This window comes from Okeania sp. SIO2C9, assembly GCF_010672455.1.
Lineage (GTDB): Bacteria > Cyanobacteriota > Cyanobacteriia > Cyanobacteriales > Microcoleaceae > Okeania.
Map to the genome: position 1 here is coordinate 181,221 of NZ_JAAHGO010000005.1, position 19,225 is coordinate 200,445.

A 19,225-nucleotide genomic window follows, 5' to 3' on the forward strand; every position below is an offset into this window, starting at 1 on the left:
CTCTATAATATCATGTTCGGATGATCACTTATAATAAAGCCAGAATCATTACAGTAGAAGTCTTCAAATTTTATGGCCCAAAAGATGGCGTTCGCCAACTACCTCTATGTTCTGACGATCGCTTATAACTGAACGACTTTCACCTACATCTACATAAGAGTTAGATAACATCTGTTTTATCCCTTGAGTTATGTCATTCTGTGTAAATCTTATTGAGATTTCTGTTTTAACAGTCTGATTTTCATCAAGAACGAATCGCACCTCCTCTATATATATTCAGTGGCGAAATACTGTTTTTGCGTTGAATAAAAAGTCATGTAAAGGGGCGAATCCTAGCCAATAATTACATACTATTATGATTTGTCTTGAGTGTGTCTTTCATTCCGAGGAGACCTCGGAATTACACACTCGCTTTTTAGGGATGCAAGGAGAAATACCTTGCCGTTTTTTTAAGCTTCACAAAATGCAGATTAATCATCCGTGTATCCGTGGTCAAATCCTTGTCTAGCAAGAACTTCTCCCACTCTGAAAAAAACTTTTTCGACGTTGCTCAAATTTAATAGTAAGTAGCTGAAAGTAAAATTGAAAAACTTATATTTTGCAGATACTTAATCTAAAAATCATTACCACTCAGCAGCACCAATTTTTGAGTTACGAGTCGGTAGTGGAATAGAGGCAACACAGGAAGATTTTCATTTTGTGTAGCTTCTGCAAATAGTGGTTTTTTCCTCATCAAATCTTTCCATCTATACCTCCTAAGTGGAAGATCGCCAACATTTTCATTTTGTGAAGCTTCTAGGCGGCGCGTCAAAGGATTTCCGCTTCCATACTCACAATTTTTGTGATATCATAAAATTTATAAGGCTTCGTTCGTCCCTACGCATGACTTTTTATTCAACTATTTTTCCTAACTGAGAGACAATCAAATCTTCAGGAATTTTTCCCAGGAGCAATACCAGAAATATCTTCATTCTGAGAAGCTCCCATAAATAGTGTTTTTTTCTCATCAAATCTTTCCATCCATACCTCCTAAGTGGAAAATCATCAACATATTCATTTTGTGAAGCTTCTGAAAAAATCGGCGTGCCAAAGGTTTTTCGGTTCCACACTCACAATTTTTGTGATATCATAAAATTTATAAGGGGCTGTTCGCCCCTACGCATGACTTTTTATTCAACTACATTCTCTTACTCACAGACAATCAAATCTTCAGGAATTTTTCCCAGGAGCAATACCAAGAATATATTTATTCTGTGAAGCTCCAATAAATAGTGGTTTTTTTCTCATCAAATCTTTCCATCTATAACTCCTAAGTGGAAAATCATCAACATATTCATTTTGTGAAGCTTCTGAAAAAATCGGCGTGCCAAAGGTTTTTCGGTTCCACACTCACAATTTTTGTGATATCATAAAGTTTATAAGGGCTCGTTCGCCCCTACGCATGACTTTTTATTCAACCAAAGATAGTATAGTTTTGATTGCGATCGCTCAAGCTACAGAAAAGAAAGTTAATTTAAAAGATACGGTGAGGAATTCTATAGAATGTGGAGTCGTTGAAGTTTTCAAACAAACTAAAAAACCCAATCTCCTTCGCTACTTGAAACTGGGTTTTGGAATAAAAATAAATATAAAAATAACTAAAGAGTTTGTCGAGAAATCAACTTTTCAAAATGAGCTTGAGTTTGCTGCAACATTTCCTCGCGACCATCTTTGACTTGATTGAGAGAAGGAACTAAATTGCGAGCGTGTAAAGTCATATGAAATTGTAAATCAGCCACATATTCACTAACATCTTGATGTAAAGAACAAGATGGATATTTTTTAATTTCTGAATTCAAAGTTTTTTTCCTCCCCTAAATTATTTGAGCTTGTTTATGATTAGAAACGGTAGCACGGAAATTATTTTATGTTGCAGCTTAGTAATGAAGCTTAATATTTTTCAGCAAATAAAATTATATTTCTTTACATAGTATTAAAAAAAAATTTTCCCGACAATAAAAAGTTACCTAAAAATTGTGATTGAAAGCCTCCTCTTTATAAGAGGATAAAAAGAAAATTTTTCCTTTGAGTCAATTTTCTTCTTTTAAAGGAGAGTTCATTAATTTATAATTAGGGTCTGCTGAATAAAGTCTTTTTGCTCTTTGTAGGAGACAGGAGACAGGAGACAGGAGACAGGAGGAACGGGGAATGTAGAGGAGGTAGGAGCAAGAATTGTCTCTCAATTTTTCTGCCAGAATCATCCCAAAATACTAGCATGCATGATCTTTTTCCACCAAAAAGCTGGTACTTTTTTCAACTCTAAAACGCTAAAACCTTTATCTGTAAATACTTTTATAATTAATCAGCAAGCCCTAATTAATAATGGATAATTGATAATTACCTCTGGTTTTAACCGTTACGGAATTGAATATAAGCAAATATCCTAGCACTTTTTTTCCCTTTAAAAGGGGAAGCTTCAAGACGTGAATTATTTAATTATTAATTATTCAGTAATTCTAAATTATAAACTATTAATTCTAAATTATTGAAATCCAGATAAACAGATAGACGTTAAAAACTGCTCAAATAAAATATTTTATAGTATTAAAAAGTAAGCATTCAAAGATTATCAACTCAAGCTGAACACTGAATCCTAATAGCTGAATGCTTACCGAAAAATTATGCTTGAAAGCCTCCTCTTTTAAGAGGATAAAAAGAAAAATTTTCCTTTGAGTCAATTTTCTTCTTTTAAAGGAGAGGTAATTCTAAATTCTAAATTATAAATTCTAAATTATAATTACCACTTTAATAAATTAAACTGTTCCATATCTACCGTGTCACGGTTACGATAAATTGCAAGAACTATCGCTAAACCAACAGCCGCTTCAGCAGCAGCAACAGTAATTACAAACACAGTAAATACCTGACCTTTAATATTCTGGGAATCTAGGAAATTAGAAAAACCCATCAAATTTAGATTTACAGCATTGAGAAGTAACTCAATAGACATCAGCACCCGAACTGCATTGCGACTGGTAATTAAACCATAAATACCTATACAGAAAAGTGCTGCGGCTAATAACAAAAAATACTCCAGTTGCAATTGCATAAACTTATCAACTCTTTGAATTTAATTATTAGAAATTTCACTAGAACCAGACACTAATTCACGGGGACGTTCTGGCAAACTTAAAACAGGTGTTTGAGGAATATCAGTCGGTACTTCATCAGGCAAAATATCACGACGAGCCAAAATAATAGCACCCACCATTGCCATTAACAAAAACACAGAAGCAAGTTCAAAAGGAAGTAAAAAATCACTAAAAAAGTGTCTACCAATTAAAACAATTGAACTTTCTGTATTAGCAATACTAGCACCAGGAATTGACCAAGAAGTAGATAATACCATGGTACTTAGTAGAGCAAATAAACCAACGCAAACTAAAGCTGTAGCTATTTTTCTAAACCAAGCATTAGGCAAAGCTTTAAAATCTTCTCGTTTATTTACAAGCATAATTGCAAATAAAATCAAGACATTAACAGCTCCAACATAAATCAAAACTTGGGCAGTAGCCACAAAATCAGCATTTAATAAAAGGTATAAACCAGAAATACTCATAAATACTCCACCCAACAAAAATGCTGAGTAGACAATATTAGAAAATAATACTACTCCCAAAGCAGCAGCAATCATCATTATGCTTAATAAAGCAAATGAAACGAATTGAACTCCTTGCGCTAAATCCACTTTTTATTCCTTTAGAGATTTGTTTATTTTGAATGATATTTCATCTTAAGCATTCAGCAGTCAGCTATCAGCTATCAGCTTTATTACCTTACAAAAAAAGGCGAAAAAAGCAATTGATAAATTTCAAAGAATTAAAAGTATGGGTAAAAAAAAGCCCATCACTTAACCTTAAAAGTTTATCAAGCCACATATACATTTCCCTTCATAAGAGTGGAAAATGTAGTAGAAGTTAAACGAATACTTGCTTCATTCATTCAAAAGCTGTTTGCGTAGCATTCCAAAGGAAGAGCTGACCACTAATAGCTGAATCTTACTTCACAACTAATAATTAACAGTAATTACGCATAGAAACTAAACCGAGTGAGGGCGTTAGCGGAGCTTGACGTTAGTCAATGCCATTCGCCCCTACATATGGCGTTTTAAAGGTTAATTTGCGTAAGTGCTGTTTAACAAACTAATAGCTATTTTTCTGTAGTCTCTGCTACTGGTTTTTCAGCTTCCATTTGTTCGAGAATTTCTTCAGGACGAAGACCAGCGCGACGTGCATCTTGAGGAACTGTATGAGGGTCTATAGCTCCCTTCGGCAAGTAAGCTAATTCTCGCATAGGAGTTACCATTGGGTCATTTGTCACCTTATATGGTAATCGTCCCAGGGCAACATTATCATAGTTCAACTCATGGCGGTCATAAGCTGCTAATTCATACTCTTCCGTCATGGATAAACAGTTAGTTGGACAATATTCCACACAGTTACCGCAGAAAATACAAACACCAAAATCAATACTGTAGTGTTTGAGCTTTTTCTTTTTGCTTTCCTTATTAAATTCCCAATCAACTACAGGTAAATTAATCGGACAAACCCTTACACAAACTTCACAGGCAATACACTTGTCAAATTCAAAGTGAATTCTGCCTCGAAATCTTTCAGAAGGAATAAGTTTTTCGTAGGGATATTGTACAGTAACAGGACGACGGCTCATGTGGTCAAAAGTTACAGATAAACCCTGACCAATATATTTAGCAGCTTGAAAAGTTTCTTTAGCGTATTCGCCTACTTGATTGAGGAATTTGAGCATGGCGTTTTCTCCTATGAAATCTAATTAGCGGAAAAAGTAATTTTAGATTTTCGATATAGTTTAGTCTAAAAGTCTAAAATCAGCTATGGATTTACAGCAGATTTAATCAACTGTGAGGTACATCAGTGACAGGCAAGATATCCGCAAAGTTTTTTTTAAACCCCGTCTTTAAGATTAAGGGCGAGGTCTCAAATTTTTTTACTTCATATACTTGCAATTTGCTGTATCAAGAAAGAATCGAGGAGAAAATTAGGAAAGTTCTCATATTCGCAACTTACAAAATTCAGAATTGGATTATATCTTTAAAACCCGTCACAAACACTAATATTTGCTGGTCTTGAATTTATATTCGTGTGGGGGATATTCAGGACAAGTACCTCCACGTCTACAGACTAGGGACTAATTAATCCTATATTCTGACTCCTGACTCCTGATTCCTGACTCCTGGCTTCTGATTTATCCACCAAAAGCAAATGGAAAGGCTAATTTTAAGGCTGCAGTTAATAATAGATTTACCAGAGCGACGGGTAGGAGAAACTTCCATCCCAAGTCTAATAATTGGTCAATTCTGACCCTTGGTAATGTCCAACGTAACAGAACAGCAATGAATACTAGAAAATAAGCTTTGAGCAATGTCATAGTAATGCCCAAAGTAGCAGTGATTATTTGTAGCCACGGAGTTGTTTCACTTACTCCTAACCAGTCACTGAGAAGTCCAACTGGTACAGGGGACTCCCAACCACCTAGATATAAAATTGCGACAAAAAGAGCGGATAGAACTAAATTAATGTAAGACGCTAGGTAATAAAGGGCAAATTTCATCCCTGTATATTCTGTTTGATATCCCGCTACTAATTCTTCTTCTGCTTCAGGAAGGTCAAACGGAAGTCTTTCACATTCTGCCAATGCTGATATCCAGAAAATGAGGAAACCCGCTGGTTGTCTCCAAATATTCCATCCTAAAATGCCATAGCCTGATTGTTGCTCAACAATATCAATTGTACTGAGGCTATTGGACATCATTACTACTGCCAGTACAGCTAAAGCTAAAGGTATTTCATAACTAATAGATTGTGCTGCTGCTCGTAAACCTCCTAGTAGAGAATATTTATTATTGGAGGCATAGCCAGACATCAGCAGACCAATAGGCTGAATACTGGAAAGAGCTATCCATAAAAATATTGCTACCCCCAGGTCTGTGATAATTAAATTTTGTCCAAAGGGAACTACTAGATAGGACAAAAATACTGGGATGGCTACTATTACAGGACCTAGCGTGAACAGTAGAGGGTCTGCTTTAGAAGGAACAACGTCTTCTTTGAAAACTAGCTTCAAACCATCAGCTAAAGGTGCTAGAGTTCCCAAAGGACCGATGAATTCTGGGCCAATTCTTTGTTGAGCTGCTGCGGAAATTTTTCGCTCTAGCCACACTGTCACCAAAACACTGACAGTAGCAGCGGTAATCATCAATAACATGGGTAATGGTAGCCAAACGGTTCTGGCTATTTCTGGGGATAGGCCCAAGTCTACGAGAGCTTGAATAAATGTTCTTTGTAGATCGATTCCTGAATTCATTTAGAGTTGGCTTCAATAAGTATTATTACTTTGCTTGTTGATTTTATCAGAAAGATAGGATTCTGGGATTAGTCAAACCCGATATTTCTATGGAGTATGGATAATGGATAATTGATAAAAGAGGTTTATAGTTCATAAAAATGATGTCTATTATAAATTTAATAGAAGCTGTCCTAAACTTTCCGCTTTATTTGTTGCTATTTCTATAATTTTGGGATCTTTAGAATGAATTTGTGATGTAAAAAAAGCCAACACTATCAAAACTCTATTTTGTGTAATTACAGGTATAGAAAAGCCACTTTTGATTCCAAAAGCTTTCGCAATTTGATTACGTAAAAAATATCCCTCAGATTCGATAGTTACGTCTATAATCCATTCTGGTTGTTTTGATAACCAAACTCGTCCTGGTAAACCTTCACCCCTAGATAATATAAAATCTTGACTACAAACCCAAAATTGTTCTAAATCCTCGTTGCCAAAGCCAGAATTAATATAATAGCTGGAACTAAGTTGTAGTAGATTTTTATCTTCATCTGGTATCCAAGCTTCACCATAGGGAAAATTAGTTGATACACAAATTTTTTCTAGACTTATAGTAATAGTTTCATTCATCGATATAGATCTGGTTTATCAAGTTATATCATGTCAGATTTAATAGTTATAATTAGGGCTTACAAAAGCATTAACTTCTGAATAAAAGTGCCTTTTTTGTCCCTTTAAAAAGTGCCTGGCATCACGTCTAAAACCCTCAAAAAATTAGTATTTTAGGCGCATAGTTGGGCAGAAAAATCAGGATATTATTCTTTCGACTATTTCCTCTATAACTCCCTATTTCTCCTGACTCTTAACTACTCCCTACCTCAACAAAAAGACTTTTTCAACAAACCCTAACTATATATTTTACCGAATTATTAATTATCATTTTCTTTGTGGGTTTAATACCCCACCGTCTACACGGTGTTCAAAATTACTTGGGGTTAGAATCCCCATGTAATTTTCCTCCTGTCTCCTGTCTCCTGTCTCCTGTCTCCTTCTTCAATAATTATCAATTAATGAAACTCCCTATTCATGTAGTGCTGTTTTAATAAGGCACTGTGGATTTTCGACTTGTTTTCTAGGGCGTTGAGTTCTTAACAAACCAATACTGCTAGTCAATATAAAACTTGTAAAACTAGCGATCGCTATAATCGGAATTATCGATGTATCAGATAAAACACTCAAAATAATCGAGGTGCTAATCGGAGTTTTAGTAATCGATACATTAATAGCAGCCATACAACACAACATCGAAATAGTTGGATGTACTTCTGGAATTAAAAAACTGATAGCCAACCCTAAACTTGCTCCCGTGAAAAATAGAGGAAAAATAAAACCCCCTCGAAATCCACCATGAATCGTAAAACTAATAGCCATCATTTTAGCCAGACAAATTCCGAGTAACGTCACAACTGTAAGTGTAGTAGCTGGTTCAATTAATTGAGTTTCAATTTGTTGCTCGCTAAAGAAGAGAGTTTGGGGATATAAAACTGCCAACCAACCAATTCCCAATCCTCCCAAAATTGCTCGCCAAATATGCCTATTTTCAATAGGTTGGATGGCAAATTCTGTAAGTCGAAAAATCCCAATAAACAAAATTCCAGCTAAACCACCAACTATTCCTAGAACTCCAGCTTCCAGAAGATTTAGCCAACTCAAAGCAGGAATACTATCAAAGTAGTCAAAGTGATAAATACCTCCAATTTCTAACCCAGTGCCAAACCGAAACACACCAAAACTAAAAATTCCTGCAACAACTGCCGGAATAATTGCTTCATAATACTGAATTCCGCGACGATGAGGAATCTCCAGGGCAAACAATGGACCGCCAACCGGATCGCCAAAGAATGCTGCTAATGCTGCACCCATACCACAAAAGGTCAGAACTCTTGTTTCCTTAAGAGTCAAATTAAGTTTGTCTGCAATCCAACTTCCTAAACTACCATTAATTTGTACCAGAGGTGCTTCAGGTCCCAAACTTCCACCAGCAGTAATTGATACTAAAGAAGTAGCAATCATTCCTGGTGTTTGACTTGGTTCCAAACGGCCAGGATCGTGAATTTTATCAATCACCTTTGCCATTTCTCCTGGTTGACCAAAGAAATAGAGACACAAGCCAACCCCAAACCCTCCAATTGTTGATACAATCCAGGTATAGTTCCATGCTGGGAACCAATCCGGGAAAATTCCTGTGAAGTAGTGCTTCCCTGTTTCCCAAACAAACTCCAAAAAGTGTTCTAAAACAAAGTAGTAAGCTGTAGCAACTAATCCTCCCATAATTCCAACAGCACTGGTATAAAGCATGATTTTGGAGTACAACAACTCTTGAGTTGGACTGCTTAATTCTAGTTCGTCGTCTTTGACATTTTGATTATTCATATTGGGAAAAGACCATTTAATCTCCCTCTTAATCAAAATCTTCTGGGTAAAAAATCCAACTGTTAGTAAGAGAAAGCTAATTACAAAGGCAAAAGCAAAAATATTCATAGGTCAAAAAAAATCATTAATTATTTCCTGCTAATAACGACTTTTAGACACACCTTTGACATCTTCCCGAAGCTGCTTTTGAGATACTGTGCAGGATGAACAATTTATGCTACACACCTATGCGTTTTTCCTTCTGTCATACTGTTTCTTCCAGAGGAGTTACCGAATAATTAATAATTAATAATTAATAATTAATAATTAATAATTAAATAATTCGCGCCTTGAAGCCTCCCCTTTTAAGGGGAAAAAAGAAATAATATTTCCTTATATTCAATTCCGTAACGGTTTTCACCAGAGGTAATTATCAATTATCAATTATCCATTATCCATTAATGAAACTTTTCATGTGCCATAGCATTTCATCTCCGCGACAGGCGAAAAACAATTTCTAAATTCTGAATTCTGAATTCTAAATTCTAAATTCTAAATTCTAAATTCTAAATTCTGAATTCTAAATTCTAAATTCTAAAATACTTAACGTTCTTGAATAGGAGTATAAGAAATATTATGCTCTCCTGTATAAATTTGTGTAGGACGAAAAATCCGATTTTCTGTTAACTGTTCTTTCCAGTGAGCCAACCAACCAGCTACACGAGCTATAGCAAATACTGGTGTAAATAGATCGCTAGAAATGCCTAATTTTCGATAAACCAAACCAGAATAAAAATCCACATTTGGGTAAATCCCTTTGTGGCCTAATTTTTCCTCTACAGCCTTTTCCATCTCTAAAGCAATCTCATAATATTTGTCGTAGCCAAACTTATCAAATAACTTTTCTGCAAGTTCCTGAAGAATAATAGCTCGCGGGTCTTTCACTTTATAGACTCTGTGACCAAAACCCATAATTTTGGCCTTAGTCTCCAAACATTTTTCTAGATATGGCCTAACATTTTCTACCGAACCAATTTCGGACAACATAGTAATAACGTCTTCATTAGCACCCCCATGTAGTGGACCAGCTAAAGTTCCCACTGCCGAAGCTATAACTGCATAAGGATCTGTCAAAGTAGAAGAAGTTACCATAGCTGAGAATGTAGAAGCATTAATAGTATGTTCAGCATGGAGGGTCAGACAAACATCAAATACCTGTGCTGCTAATGGATCGGGTTCCCGTTCATTCAGCATATATAAGAAGTTGGCTGCATAGTCCAGGTCATCTTTTGGCTGTACAGCATCGTTACCTTTACGCATTAACTGGAAAGCAGCTACCATAGTTGGAATTTTTGCCAGTAACCTGATGACTGCAGACCTAATATATTCTGGGTTATCAAGGGCACGGCGAGAATAAAATAAACCTAAAGCTGCTGCTGAAGTCTGTAGAGCGTCCATTGGATGTCCAGTTTCTGGAAAACATTTCATCATGTCCCGAATTCTATACTTAATTCTTCTGTGATAGCGAATGTCATGCTCAAAGCTTTCTAATTCTTCTTTGCTAGGAAGATAGCCCCAAATTAATAAATATGCTGTTTCCAGAAAAGAACTCTTTTTTGCCAGTTCCTGAATATTAATGCCTCGGTATTCCAGTACTCCTAGCTGTCCATCGACGTGACTGATACTTGATTGGGTAGCGGGAACACCTTCTAAACCTGGTTTAAATTCGATACAGACGACAGACATTACTATACCCTTTACTTAGTTAGAATATTCTCAACTTACATTATCAACTAGCTTAGTTGTGTTGTGGTTTTAACAACAATTTATTAACAATTCTGGCTATTAAGACTCCTACCGTTAAATCAGAAATTATAATGAGAGGCTGTTATTTTTGAGATTCTTATGTTAGTAGGGAATAGGGAATAAAATAGACATCTTCAGAAAAAGTTCTTCAACTCTTATACTACTGTTCCAAAATCGATATTTTTGGAGAAGTCTAATATACTTTTGTGTTTTAAGGGTCAATCCAAAAATAATTTTTCTTACCTAAGAGAAGCTGACCATCAAATATACAATTAATTTAATTTGGCATCAAGCAAAATTAATATAAAGTTGCATAGAATAATATATTAATCTTAATCAAATTTGACTTTAGATTGAGATAGAAAAGTAATATCATTTCCGGTACCATCGGTATTGTATAGCAAAGGCAGGGAACAGGGAACAGGGAACAGGCAAGAATACTGAAGGGCAATAAAAAAACTTAAATTTCCTCTAGATATTCACCCTTGGGTTTACACAAACGCGCCCCAGCGGACATGATATAAATACATTTTTTCAAGAAGGAAGAAGGAAAAAATAATTCTGTGCCACCTCACAGAAAATTGGTATAATATCTAACACCTAACACCCAAAACCTAACACCTAATGCCTAATTCTATTTAATTTGATTTTTTTAATTTGGTCTAATTAAGTATAAACTTTGGTGGTGTCAACCAAAACATTTGACTATTACCCACTGGTGAACCAATTTCAGGTAAGGAAATACCTATAACTCCTGCTTTTTTTAGTATCAAAACTTGTCTAGCTTCTCCCCAGATTAAAATTTCTGCCCAATTTGCTAAGTCTGGTTGATGGCCTACAAGGGCTAATTCTCTATTTTCTTGAAGTTGCCATGTTTTTAGCCATTTTAGCCAGATATTAATTTCACCATCAGGAGCTAGTGGTAAAAATTCTTCTACTTTAGAGCTTAATTTATTTTCTTGAAGAATTTTAGAAGTTTGATACGCTCTAACTAAAGGACTAGTGAGAATTAGGTTGAAATAAAGACCTGATTTTTTGAGTTGTTGAGCAATTTTGTGAGTTTTGCGATCGCCTGTTTCTGTCAAAGGACGCTCTGCATCTGTGGGATAATTTTCTGCATCTGCAGCTATACCGTGACGGATGAAATAAACCTTTATACTCATAAGCTGTTTAGTATTCAAACTATATTATCAAATTTTTGTTAGAGATAATGAGTTTTTAGTGTAACTGCTATCCAAAACTGCTAGTACCACTTTATATAATAAAAGTCAATTTTAATCAAAAAACTAATAGACATCTCCTCCATGCATAGGGAGTAGGCAGTAGAGACTTTGGATGGAACGTCCATACAGAGTAGGCAGAAAGAATTAATAATTTATCTCAACGTTGGTTGAAGACCCGCGCTCTCCCGTTGGCGGAGCAAGTGCGGCAGCTATTAGGGGAGCGCAGGGATGGGAAAACCAATCAATTTTGAGGCGCATGTCAATAGTATGTTAGAATTAAAATTTTGCTGCTGGGCTAGGCAGTGTCAGTCTGTGGAGCGCGCCTTTAGAGCGAAAAGAGGCTCGACCTTGGAGGCTGGTGCATTGTTAGCGCAGTTCCTGTGCAAGAGGCAGCACAAAGACCTAAGAGCGCGATGGTTAGGAATCCCGCGCTGTCTGGTAGAGCAGCGTCGGGAGGATGTCAATGCACAATCATTGATTTGATTTTTGATGACCGGAGATGTCTAATAGCAGTCGAAAGAGCTCAAAACTAAGACAAATCCAAATTTTTTTCTGCCTTCTGCCTTCTACCTTGCATTGCGATTACTGAGGGCTTACTGATTAAATCTAAAAGCATTGACTGATAAAGACAAGTGCCTTTTTGGGGCTTTTAAAAAGTGCGTGGTTTTCAGCTCTTCATGCTCATGCATGGAGCGTATTTTAGGCTCATATAGCAATGAGCGCTGGTATATTTACAAATTTCAGGAGGGGCCAAATAGCTAAAAGTCTTATAGGCAATTTATTCCCTCTGTTGCCTCTCTTGGTCGGCGTTGCCTCTCTTGGTCGGCGTTCCGCAAGCGAGCTGGCGTCGTCGCGGGGTCCGAACGCTGTTGCCTGTTGCCTGTTGCCTGCGCACAGCGCTATAATTGGGCAGAAAAATCTTGGGACAATTCTTACTCCTACCTCCTCCCATGTCTCCTGTCTCCTGTCTCCTGTCTCCTGTCTTCTGTCTCCTAACCCTACTTAGATACAAAAAACCCCTGCCTTTAGATGGACAGGGGCTTCATAAACCAATCACATATTTTTGCCATTCTTTATTCCTACCACTTTTAACGTGTTTAGTCAATTCAAAGTAAAGGCCACTATAGGGTTTTCGAGGAAGATAATTCAAAGTCATATTAGCCTCTTTTGGCGTGCGACTACCTTTGCGGACATTGCAGCGAACACAAGCAGTCACAAGATTTTCCCAGGTATCGCCACCACCACGCGATCGCGGCACTACATGATCTAAGGTTAAATCATCCCCCGTATAATTACAGTATTGACAGGAATAACCATCTCGGTGCATAATGTTTCGGCGCGTCAAAGGAATATCTTTATAAGGAACTCGGACGTAGTATCGCAGTCGAATAACTGTGGGCAAGGGAATATCTGGCAGGATATATACCCCGTTATGCTCAATCTGCTCCGCTTTACCTTTGAGCAACAAGACGATCGCTCGTCGCCAACTCGTGATATTGAGCGGTTCATAAGAAGCGTTCAACACTAAAACATTGGCCATTGATATTTCTGAAAAGATAATATTTTCTCATAGGTTAACACAATCGATCTTTGGTTGGGACAAAAGTTTAGAGTTATACCAATTCGATCGATGTTTGCTACAAATAGCTAGGATATTTCTTAGGAGTCAGGAGTAATTATCATGTCCGGTTGAACAGTTATAAATAAACGACGAAGGAGACAGGAGACAGGAGACAGGAGACAGGAGACAAGAGGGTAGAATGAAGTTGGAGAAAGTTTTTTTATCACTAATTATCCGGACATAATATAAGGAGTCTTATGGGAATGGCTTTAATACCAGTTTTTAGGTCAGAATTTATCTTTTTAGTCCAAGAGAAATCTCCTATAAAGTATTTTAATTGCCCTGATTATTAGACATCTGGAGAAAAAGATATAAACTTTTTGTAAAAGTAGGGAATAGGAAATAGGTATGGAGGGAACAGGGAAGATGTTTTTAGGAAAAAAACACGGAAAATGATTTTTTGAGTTATTACACCCTAGTTTATAGCAAATAAAGAGCAAGTTTATTTTTTGGAGATGTCTATTCGTAACATTCTTTTTTCAAATTGGTATAATAAAAGTTATACATAAATATAGTCATATATAGTCAAGTAATGTCAAATATCTTCGTTGATTTATAAAAAAGAGCGCCTTTATATTTGACAAAATTTAATAACTCCAAGGCCAAAGGTTTAATAGTATAATGAAATTGGCACGCTTAGTTTCAGACTAAATAATCATCAAAATTCCGCGCGTCCTCGAATCCTAATATAATTTTAACTCCTGGATTTATGAAATTAGTTGAGAGACATATCCCATACAAAAAATCATCGGTTTTATACTGAAATTGACCGACTATGTTTATTGTCGAAAAATCTCTATAACTATGGTAATTACTTAGTGCGTCAGTCTTTTATATTTGAAAAGACAAATCTATCCTATTATGACCTGCAAAAAACACTCTCTACTCAACCAGACTATCAAGCAATACCAGCTAAAGTATCTCAACAAATATTGATGATACTAGATAGAAACACCGAAAAGCTTTTTAGCAGCAAACGAAGTTTATAAACAGAATCCATCAAAGTTTAAATCTCGTCCTCGTCTTCGGTGGATATAAAAATAAAGTAACGGGAAGAAATGTTCTGGTTTATACTATACAAGCCATCAGCAAGAGGCAACTTAAGCAAGGAATTATTAATCCTAGTAAAACTGGGATTTATCTAAAAACATTAGTACCTACTTCACAAATTAAACAAGTTCGTATCGTCCCCAGACTTAATCATTATGTAATAGAGGTAATTTATGAGAAATGCGAAAAACAATACGAACTAGAGAAAAATCGTTGTGCCAGTATTGATATAGGATTAAACAATCTAGCTACATTAACTTTTAATCAAGCTGGAATAAAACCAAAGAGTGATAAATGGCAGACCGTTAAAATCTATCAATCAATACTATAACAAAGTGAAAAGCTGTCTACAATCTCAACTCCAGGAAAATAGATCGAGTAAGAGACTAAAAAAGCTTTGTAATAAGAGAGAATTCAAAATCAATGACTATCTTCATAAATCATCTCGTTTAATTATTAATACCCTGATTAATCAGAAAATAGAAACATTGATAATAGGGCATAATGAAGACTGGAAGCAGAAGATAAATCTAGGGAAAAGAAATAATCAAAATTTTGTATCTGTTCCCTATAACAGGTTAATTGAAATGTTATCTTATAGAGCCAAGATGGTAGGGATAGATGTAATTATTACAGAAGAATCTTACACCTCCGCATCAAGTTTTATAGATAATGATTTGATTCCAGTGTACAAAAAAGGCCAAAAAAATCAAGTCACCTTTTCAGGAAAAAGAGTAAAGCGATGCAGCGTGGTCTTGGGGGTTTCCCCCATGAGCGACTGCATCAAGACAAAGAGGTTTGTATTGCACCGCAAGCATTGGATTAATCAATGCTGATGTCAACGGTTCTTTGAACATTATGAAAAAAGCAGCTCCCTTTTGCCTTTGACTATGGGATAGAGGAGCCAGTGGGCCTTTCGGGTTTCCCGACTTAAAGCAACTGGCGTGGTGTTGTAGTGCCTCCTCCGGAGGAGCTGCGCTAACACCCAGTCAGGATAACACCTGCGTTCCGAAGGATATGTCATATTTGACTATATTTTTATGAACTATTAAACAATTTTCTGACAGACAAATTTAAGGTATAAAAAATTTTTGGCGTTGCTGATTCTAGGTATGATTTGATAATCTTGTATTTTGGATTGTTTAAACTACTTGTTAATAATAAAAATAATTTTCCCGACCTGTAGTTGTATAGCCTGATAATCACAATTATGGTAGCAAATAGTTTTAATCGGAAAGTTAATTAATTGAGGAGTAAGTCAGAATGTTGAGTTGGGAAAATGCTTCTTTTAAAACTCTAGTCACAGAAAGCTTAAATCAGGACTCGATAGAAAGTGATGCTTATGGAGGGATTTGTCAAAGAGCTTGGGTAGAAATTAACGACCGGGCATTGGCCTATAATGTGCGACAGCTTAAGAGTATTCTATCAGCAAAGACTAAATTGATGGGAGTAGTTAAAGCAGATGCTTATGGCCATGGAGCGTGTCAAGTATCTCAAACTATTTTAGAGGCAGGTGCAGATTGGTTGGCAGTCGCAACAGTGCCAGAGGGAATAGAATTAAGGTTAGCTGGAGTTGAAGCACCAATTTTAATTTTAGGGGCAACAGACCGACCAGAACAAATTCAAGCGATCGCTCACTGGCAACTTCAACCAACTATTTGTACGCCTCAGCAAGCTTTAGTTTTTTCAGAGACTCTTTCTCATTACACTGAAGCAATGCCAGTGCATCTGATGTTGGATACAGGAATGTCTCGCTTAGGAATGCCTTGGCAAGAAGCAGTAGAATTTGTACAATTTGTCCAGGGACTACCAAATTTAAAAATTGCTAGTATTTATTCTCACTTAGCCACTGCAGATAGTCCTGACCAAACAGTGATGAGAAAGCAGCATCAAAGGTTTGAGGAAGCAATACGTTCGTGTCGTATTGATGGAGAAGGTTTTTCTGATGATGTACAGTTTCATTTTGCTAACTCGGCAGCAACTTTAACTGACACTGCTTTTCATTACGATATGGTGCGGGTGGGTTTAGCTATTTATGGTCTCTATCCAGCACCTCATTTGCATCAGAAAGTTAATTTAAAACCCGCAATGCAGGTTAAAGCTAGGGTGACACAGGTCAAAACTATTGAAGCAGGTACTGGTGTTAGTTATGGTTATCAATTTATTGCCAAAAAGCGGATGCGTTTAGCAGTGGTAGGTATTGGTTATGCTGATGGTGTACCCCGTAACCTTTCTAATAAAATGAAAGTTATTGTGCGCGATCAATTGATTCCTCAAGTGGGAGCTATTACTATGGATCAATTGATGTTGGATGTGAGTGATATTCCCGATCTAGAAACAGGTGAAGTGGTAACTTTATTGGGAGAGCAAGGTAAGTATCAAATTTCTGCTGAAGACTGGGCAAATACTTTAGGGACTATTTCCTGGGAAATTCTTTGTAGTTTCAAGCATCGACTGCCTCGTGTAGGAGTTAGGAGTTAGGAGTTAGGAGTCAGGAGGTCACAAAGAAGAAGAAATAGGAATAGAAGGAGAAAGTTTTTTGTTTAGCTGGCGCACAACGCACGTTAACAGAGTTCTATACTCTAATTATCCAGAGATGATATCATACCTTAAATCAACAACGCCAGTAATGGTAGGTGAAGATAAGGAAAACTGAGAACGGGAGCAAGATGCTCCCACTTGCTATATCATTAGGCGTTGCTGATTTTGGGTATGATGCAAGCCCCCCTAGCCCCCCAATTTTGGGGGGAATAAAACTCTAAAAGTCCCCCAAACTTGGGGGATGCGCGGGGGCGAAGGCGAGAACCAAACAATCGCGCATTCATACTTCAATTCAGCAACGCCTATCATTACAATACACCACTACCATTTTTTGAACTTGCTGTAATTCTCAAAGAATATAGAGACTTTCCATGGAAGGTCTCTACAAAATCTAGTCTTCCCTTTTGAATTTACACCTAAAACCTACAACCTAAGACCTAAGAACTACCACTAAATAAATAAATTCATGTCAACTACTACTACAACTCCACGGGTAAGTGTAATTATACCCGTTTACAATGGCGATCGCTATATTAGTCAGGCCATAGAAAGTGTCTTATCCCAAACTTATCAATCCTATGAAATAATTGTCATTGATGATGGCTCTACAGACAATACCTGTTTGGTCTTGAAACCTTATGTTGAGAATATTCGTTATATATATCAAGAAAATCAAGGGGTTTCAGCAGCTAGGAATCATGGTATAGATTTGGCGCGGGGAGAGTTAATCGCTTTTCTGGATGCAGACGATTTTTTTCTACCAGATAAACTGACCGCTCAGGTGGGGGTATTTGATGCGCAACCGAATTTGGGAATTGTTCACAGTGGGTGGCGCAGAGTGAATCAAGATGGTGAAACTATTAAAGATGAGATACCTTGGGATTATGTGCCGAAATTGGATTTAGAGGGGTGGTTGCGATGGAAACCAATAGGTACAATGGGTACTTTGATGTTTCGGCGATATTGGTTACAACAGGTGGGGAGTTTTGAGCCAGGATTAGGTCATGCGGAGGACGTTGATTTAGTATTACGTTTAGCTTTGCGGGGTTGTGAGGCCAACTGGTTGCGAGAGTCTACTGTTTGTTATCGTCAGCATGACCGGAATACAATGCGAGATGGGGTATCTCAGGCACGGTCTATTAATGGGGTTTTGGATAAGTTTTTTGCGTCGAAGTCTCTACCTTTGGAGGTTCAGTTGTTGGAAAAACAGGTGCGCTATAATACTTTGGTCTGGAGTTCTTGGTATTTGTACTATACGGGTTTCTATTCTGAAATGGTGGAATATTTACAAAGGTCTTGGAAATATTCTCCTTTTTTACCTGTGGGAACAATGATTAATTGGATTGAGAGTTTTACAGGATTTTCTGAGAATGTGGGGGATGACTTAGATGCCGATAAATTGGCTAGAACTTCTGAGTGGCAAAATTTAATGAGTTGGGTGATTAGTAATAGTGAGGTTTCGTGATATTCTCTGCGACCCCATTCTCAGACTCAATGTCTAGCTTATTAAAAAGTGGAAAGTTATAAAGACTTTTGCTTTCATCCTTGACATCAGGAAAAACTTTACTCAACAATTCACCATATACAGTCTGGTCTTGAGGTTTTGCACCCATTAATTTTGCCAAAGAAGGCAATTTATCTGCAGGAGTAGGGTTTTCTAGCTTATCAAAATTTTTTGTAGGGTTTTGAAACCAGTGTCTAGCTTGTTTGGCCAAAGGATCTGATTCCGCATAACGAAATAATTTGAGAAATCATCTTTGGTTGAGCCAGCATATATCGAAGAACTGAACCGTGAATCAGTTTGTCAGAGTTTGAGTTTTCTGACAATTGCTTCTCAGCTAACTCTGAAAACTTTTGCTGGTCACTTACAGGCAAACTTTCGGGGGATAATACCATAATAAACCTACCTAATACCTAATAGTCTTTTATTGACATACTCCCGACGCTCCCCTACGGGAGAGCGCGGGATTCTTCAGTCTGGGAGACCCTGACCGCAGTTTTAACAGAAGTGATGTCCTCCTCCTGTGTTGATAACAATCCAATTTTCTGTATCAGAAGTGCCGAGTTATAGTCCCTATCTAGTTCTTGTCCACATTCAGGACATGAATGCCAGCGCTCTGATAAGCTTTTAGGTACTTTGCTCAAACATTGCCAACAATGTTGAGACGTACCCTTTGGATCTACTTTGATAACTTGTTTACCCAACTTCCAG

At 36.9% G+C, this 19,225-nt stretch carries 21 protein-coding genes; 5 read left to right on the plus strand and 16 right to left on the minus strand.

Annotation, left to right across the window (positions count from 1 at the left end; genetic code table 11):
- Positions 1-63 precede the first annotated feature (63 nt).
- The 14 genes from F6K23_RS05950 to F6K23_RS06015 all read right to left on the minus strand — a co-directional run bounded on the left by F6K23_RS05950 (position 64) and on the right by F6K23_RS06015 (position 13,341).
- A complete protein-coding gene (locus F6K23_RS05950; RefSeq protein ID WP_293151948.1) occupies positions 64-261 on the minus strand; it encodes a hypothetical protein in 198 nt (65 codons plus the stop codon).
- A gap of 352 nt (positions 262-613) precedes the next feature.
- Positions 614-811, minus strand: a complete 198-nt coding sequence (locus F6K23_RS05955; RefSeq protein WP_293151951.1) for a hypothetical protein — start codon at positions 809-811, stop codon at positions 614-616.
- Positions 812-890: 79 nt separating this feature from the next.
- On the minus strand, positions 891-1,109 hold the full coding sequence (locus tag F6K23_RS05960; protein WP_293151954.1) for a hypothetical protein: 219 nt from the start codon (positions 1,107-1,109) through the stop codon (positions 891-893).
- Between the two features lie 100 nt (positions 1,110-1,209).
- Positions 1,210-1,389 (minus strand): hypothetical protein, encoded by a 180-nt coding sequence (locus F6K23_RS05965; RefSeq protein WP_293151957.1) that lies wholly within the window; start codon positions 1,387-1,389, stop codon positions 1,210-1,212.
- A 248-nt stretch (positions 1,390-1,637) separates the two neighbouring features.
- Positions 1,638-1,838: a hypothetical protein gene (locus F6K23_RS05970; RefSeq protein ID WP_293151960.1), complete on the minus strand. Its 201-nt coding sequence runs from the start codon at positions 1,836-1,838 to the stop codon at positions 1,638-1,640.
- A gap of 938 nt (positions 1,839-2,776) precedes the next feature.
- Positions 2,777-3,082 carry an NADH-quinone oxidoreductase subunit NuoK gene (nuoK, locus tag F6K23_RS05975; protein ID WP_202219423.1) on the minus strand — a complete coding sequence of 102 codons (306 nt, stop codon included), beginning with the start codon at positions 3,080-3,082 and terminating at the stop codon, positions 2,777-2,779.
- A gap of 27 nt (positions 3,083-3,109) precedes the next feature.
- Positions 3,110-3,727: an NADH-quinone oxidoreductase subunit J gene (locus F6K23_RS05980; RefSeq protein WP_293151963.1), complete on the minus strand. Its 618-nt coding sequence runs from the start codon at positions 3,725-3,727 to the stop codon at positions 3,110-3,112.
- Between the two features lie 461 nt (positions 3,728-4,188).
- Positions 4,189-4,803 carry an NAD(P)H-quinone oxidoreductase subunit I gene (ndhI, locus tag F6K23_RS05985; RefSeq protein WP_293151966.1) on the minus strand — a complete coding sequence of 205 codons (615 nt, stop codon included), beginning with the start codon at positions 4,801-4,803 and terminating at the stop codon, positions 4,189-4,191.
- A 456-nt stretch (positions 4,804-5,259) separates the two neighbouring features.
- Positions 5,260-6,378, minus strand: a complete 1,119-nt coding sequence (gene nuoH, locus F6K23_RS05990; protein ID WP_293151970.1) for an NADH-quinone oxidoreductase subunit NuoH — start codon at positions 6,376-6,378, stop codon at positions 5,260-5,262.
- Between the two features lie 150 nt (positions 6,379-6,528).
- Complete coding sequence (locus tag F6K23_RS05995; protein ID WP_293151973.1) at positions 6,529-6,990, minus strand: GAF domain-containing protein; 462 nt, start codon at positions 6,988-6,990, stop codon at positions 6,529-6,531.
- Positions 6,991-7,440: 450 nt separating this feature from the next.
- Positions 7,441-8,901, minus strand: a complete 1,461-nt coding sequence (locus tag F6K23_RS06000; protein ID WP_293151976.1) for a chloride channel protein — start codon at positions 8,899-8,901, stop codon at positions 7,441-7,443.
- Positions 8,902-9,375: 474 nt separating this feature from the next.
- Positions 9,376-10,518, minus strand: coding sequence for a citrate synthase (locus F6K23_RS06005; RefSeq protein WP_293151980.1), 1,143 nt, complete (start codon positions 10,516-10,518; stop codon positions 9,376-9,378).
- Between the two features lie 722 nt (positions 10,519-11,240).
- Entirely contained in the window at positions 11,241-11,741 is a 501-nt protein-coding gene (gene sixA / locus F6K23_RS06010; protein WP_293151983.1) for a phosphohistidine phosphatase SixA, read from the minus strand.
- Positions 11,742-12,843: 1,102 nt separating this feature from the next.
- Positions 12,844-13,341, minus strand: a complete 498-nt coding sequence (locus tag F6K23_RS06015; protein WP_293151986.1) for an HNH endonuclease — start codon at positions 13,339-13,341, stop codon at positions 12,844-12,846.
- A gap of 800 nt (positions 13,342-14,141) precedes the next feature.
- Here F6K23_RS06015 and F6K23_RS06020 point away from each other — a divergent pair.
- The 4 genes from F6K23_RS06020 (at position 14,142) to F6K23_RS06035 (ending at position 18,478) form a co-directional block, all read left to right on the plus strand.
- Entirely contained in the window at positions 14,142-14,411 is a 270-nt protein-coding gene (locus F6K23_RS06020) for a hypothetical protein (RefSeq protein ID WP_293151989.1), read from the plus strand.
- Positions 14,412-14,759: 348 nt separating this feature from the next.
- On the plus strand, positions 14,760-15,308 hold the full coding sequence (locus F6K23_RS06025; RefSeq protein ID WP_293151992.1) for a transposase: 549 nt from the start codon (positions 14,760-14,762) through the stop codon (positions 15,306-15,308).
- A gap of 427 nt (positions 15,309-15,735) precedes the next feature.
- Positions 15,736-16,953 carry an alanine racemase gene (gene alr, locus F6K23_RS06030; RefSeq protein WP_293151995.1) on the plus strand — a complete coding sequence of 406 codons (1,218 nt, stop codon included), beginning with the start codon at positions 15,736-15,738 and terminating at the stop codon, positions 16,951-16,953.
- Positions 16,954-17,479: 526 nt separating this feature from the next.
- Positions 17,480-18,478 carry a glycosyltransferase gene (locus tag F6K23_RS06035; protein ID WP_293151998.1) on the plus strand — a complete coding sequence of 333 codons (999 nt, stop codon included), beginning with the start codon at positions 17,480-17,482 and terminating at the stop codon, positions 18,476-18,478.
- Here F6K23_RS06035 and F6K23_RS06040 read toward each other — a convergent pair.
- Positions 18,456-18,728 (minus strand): hypothetical protein, encoded by a 273-nt coding sequence (locus F6K23_RS06040; RefSeq protein WP_293152001.1) that lies wholly within the window; start codon positions 18,726-18,728, stop codon positions 18,456-18,458. The two genes, F6K23_RS06035 and F6K23_RS06040, sit on opposite strands and share 23 nt — an antisense overlap.
- Positions 18,729-18,770: 42 nt before the next feature.
- Between F6K23_RS06040 and F6K23_RS06045 the strand changes: the two genes are divergently transcribed.
- Positions 18,771-18,911, plus strand: coding sequence for a hypothetical protein (locus tag F6K23_RS06045; protein ID WP_293152004.1), 141 nt, complete (start codon positions 18,771-18,773; stop codon positions 18,909-18,911).
- Between the two features lie 52 nt (positions 18,912-18,963).
- Here the strand turns inward: F6K23_RS06045 and F6K23_RS06050 are convergent.
- On the minus strand, positions 18,964-19,225 hold a 262-nt coding region (locus F6K23_RS06050), incomplete at its 5' end, for a zinc ribbon domain-containing protein (protein WP_293152007.1).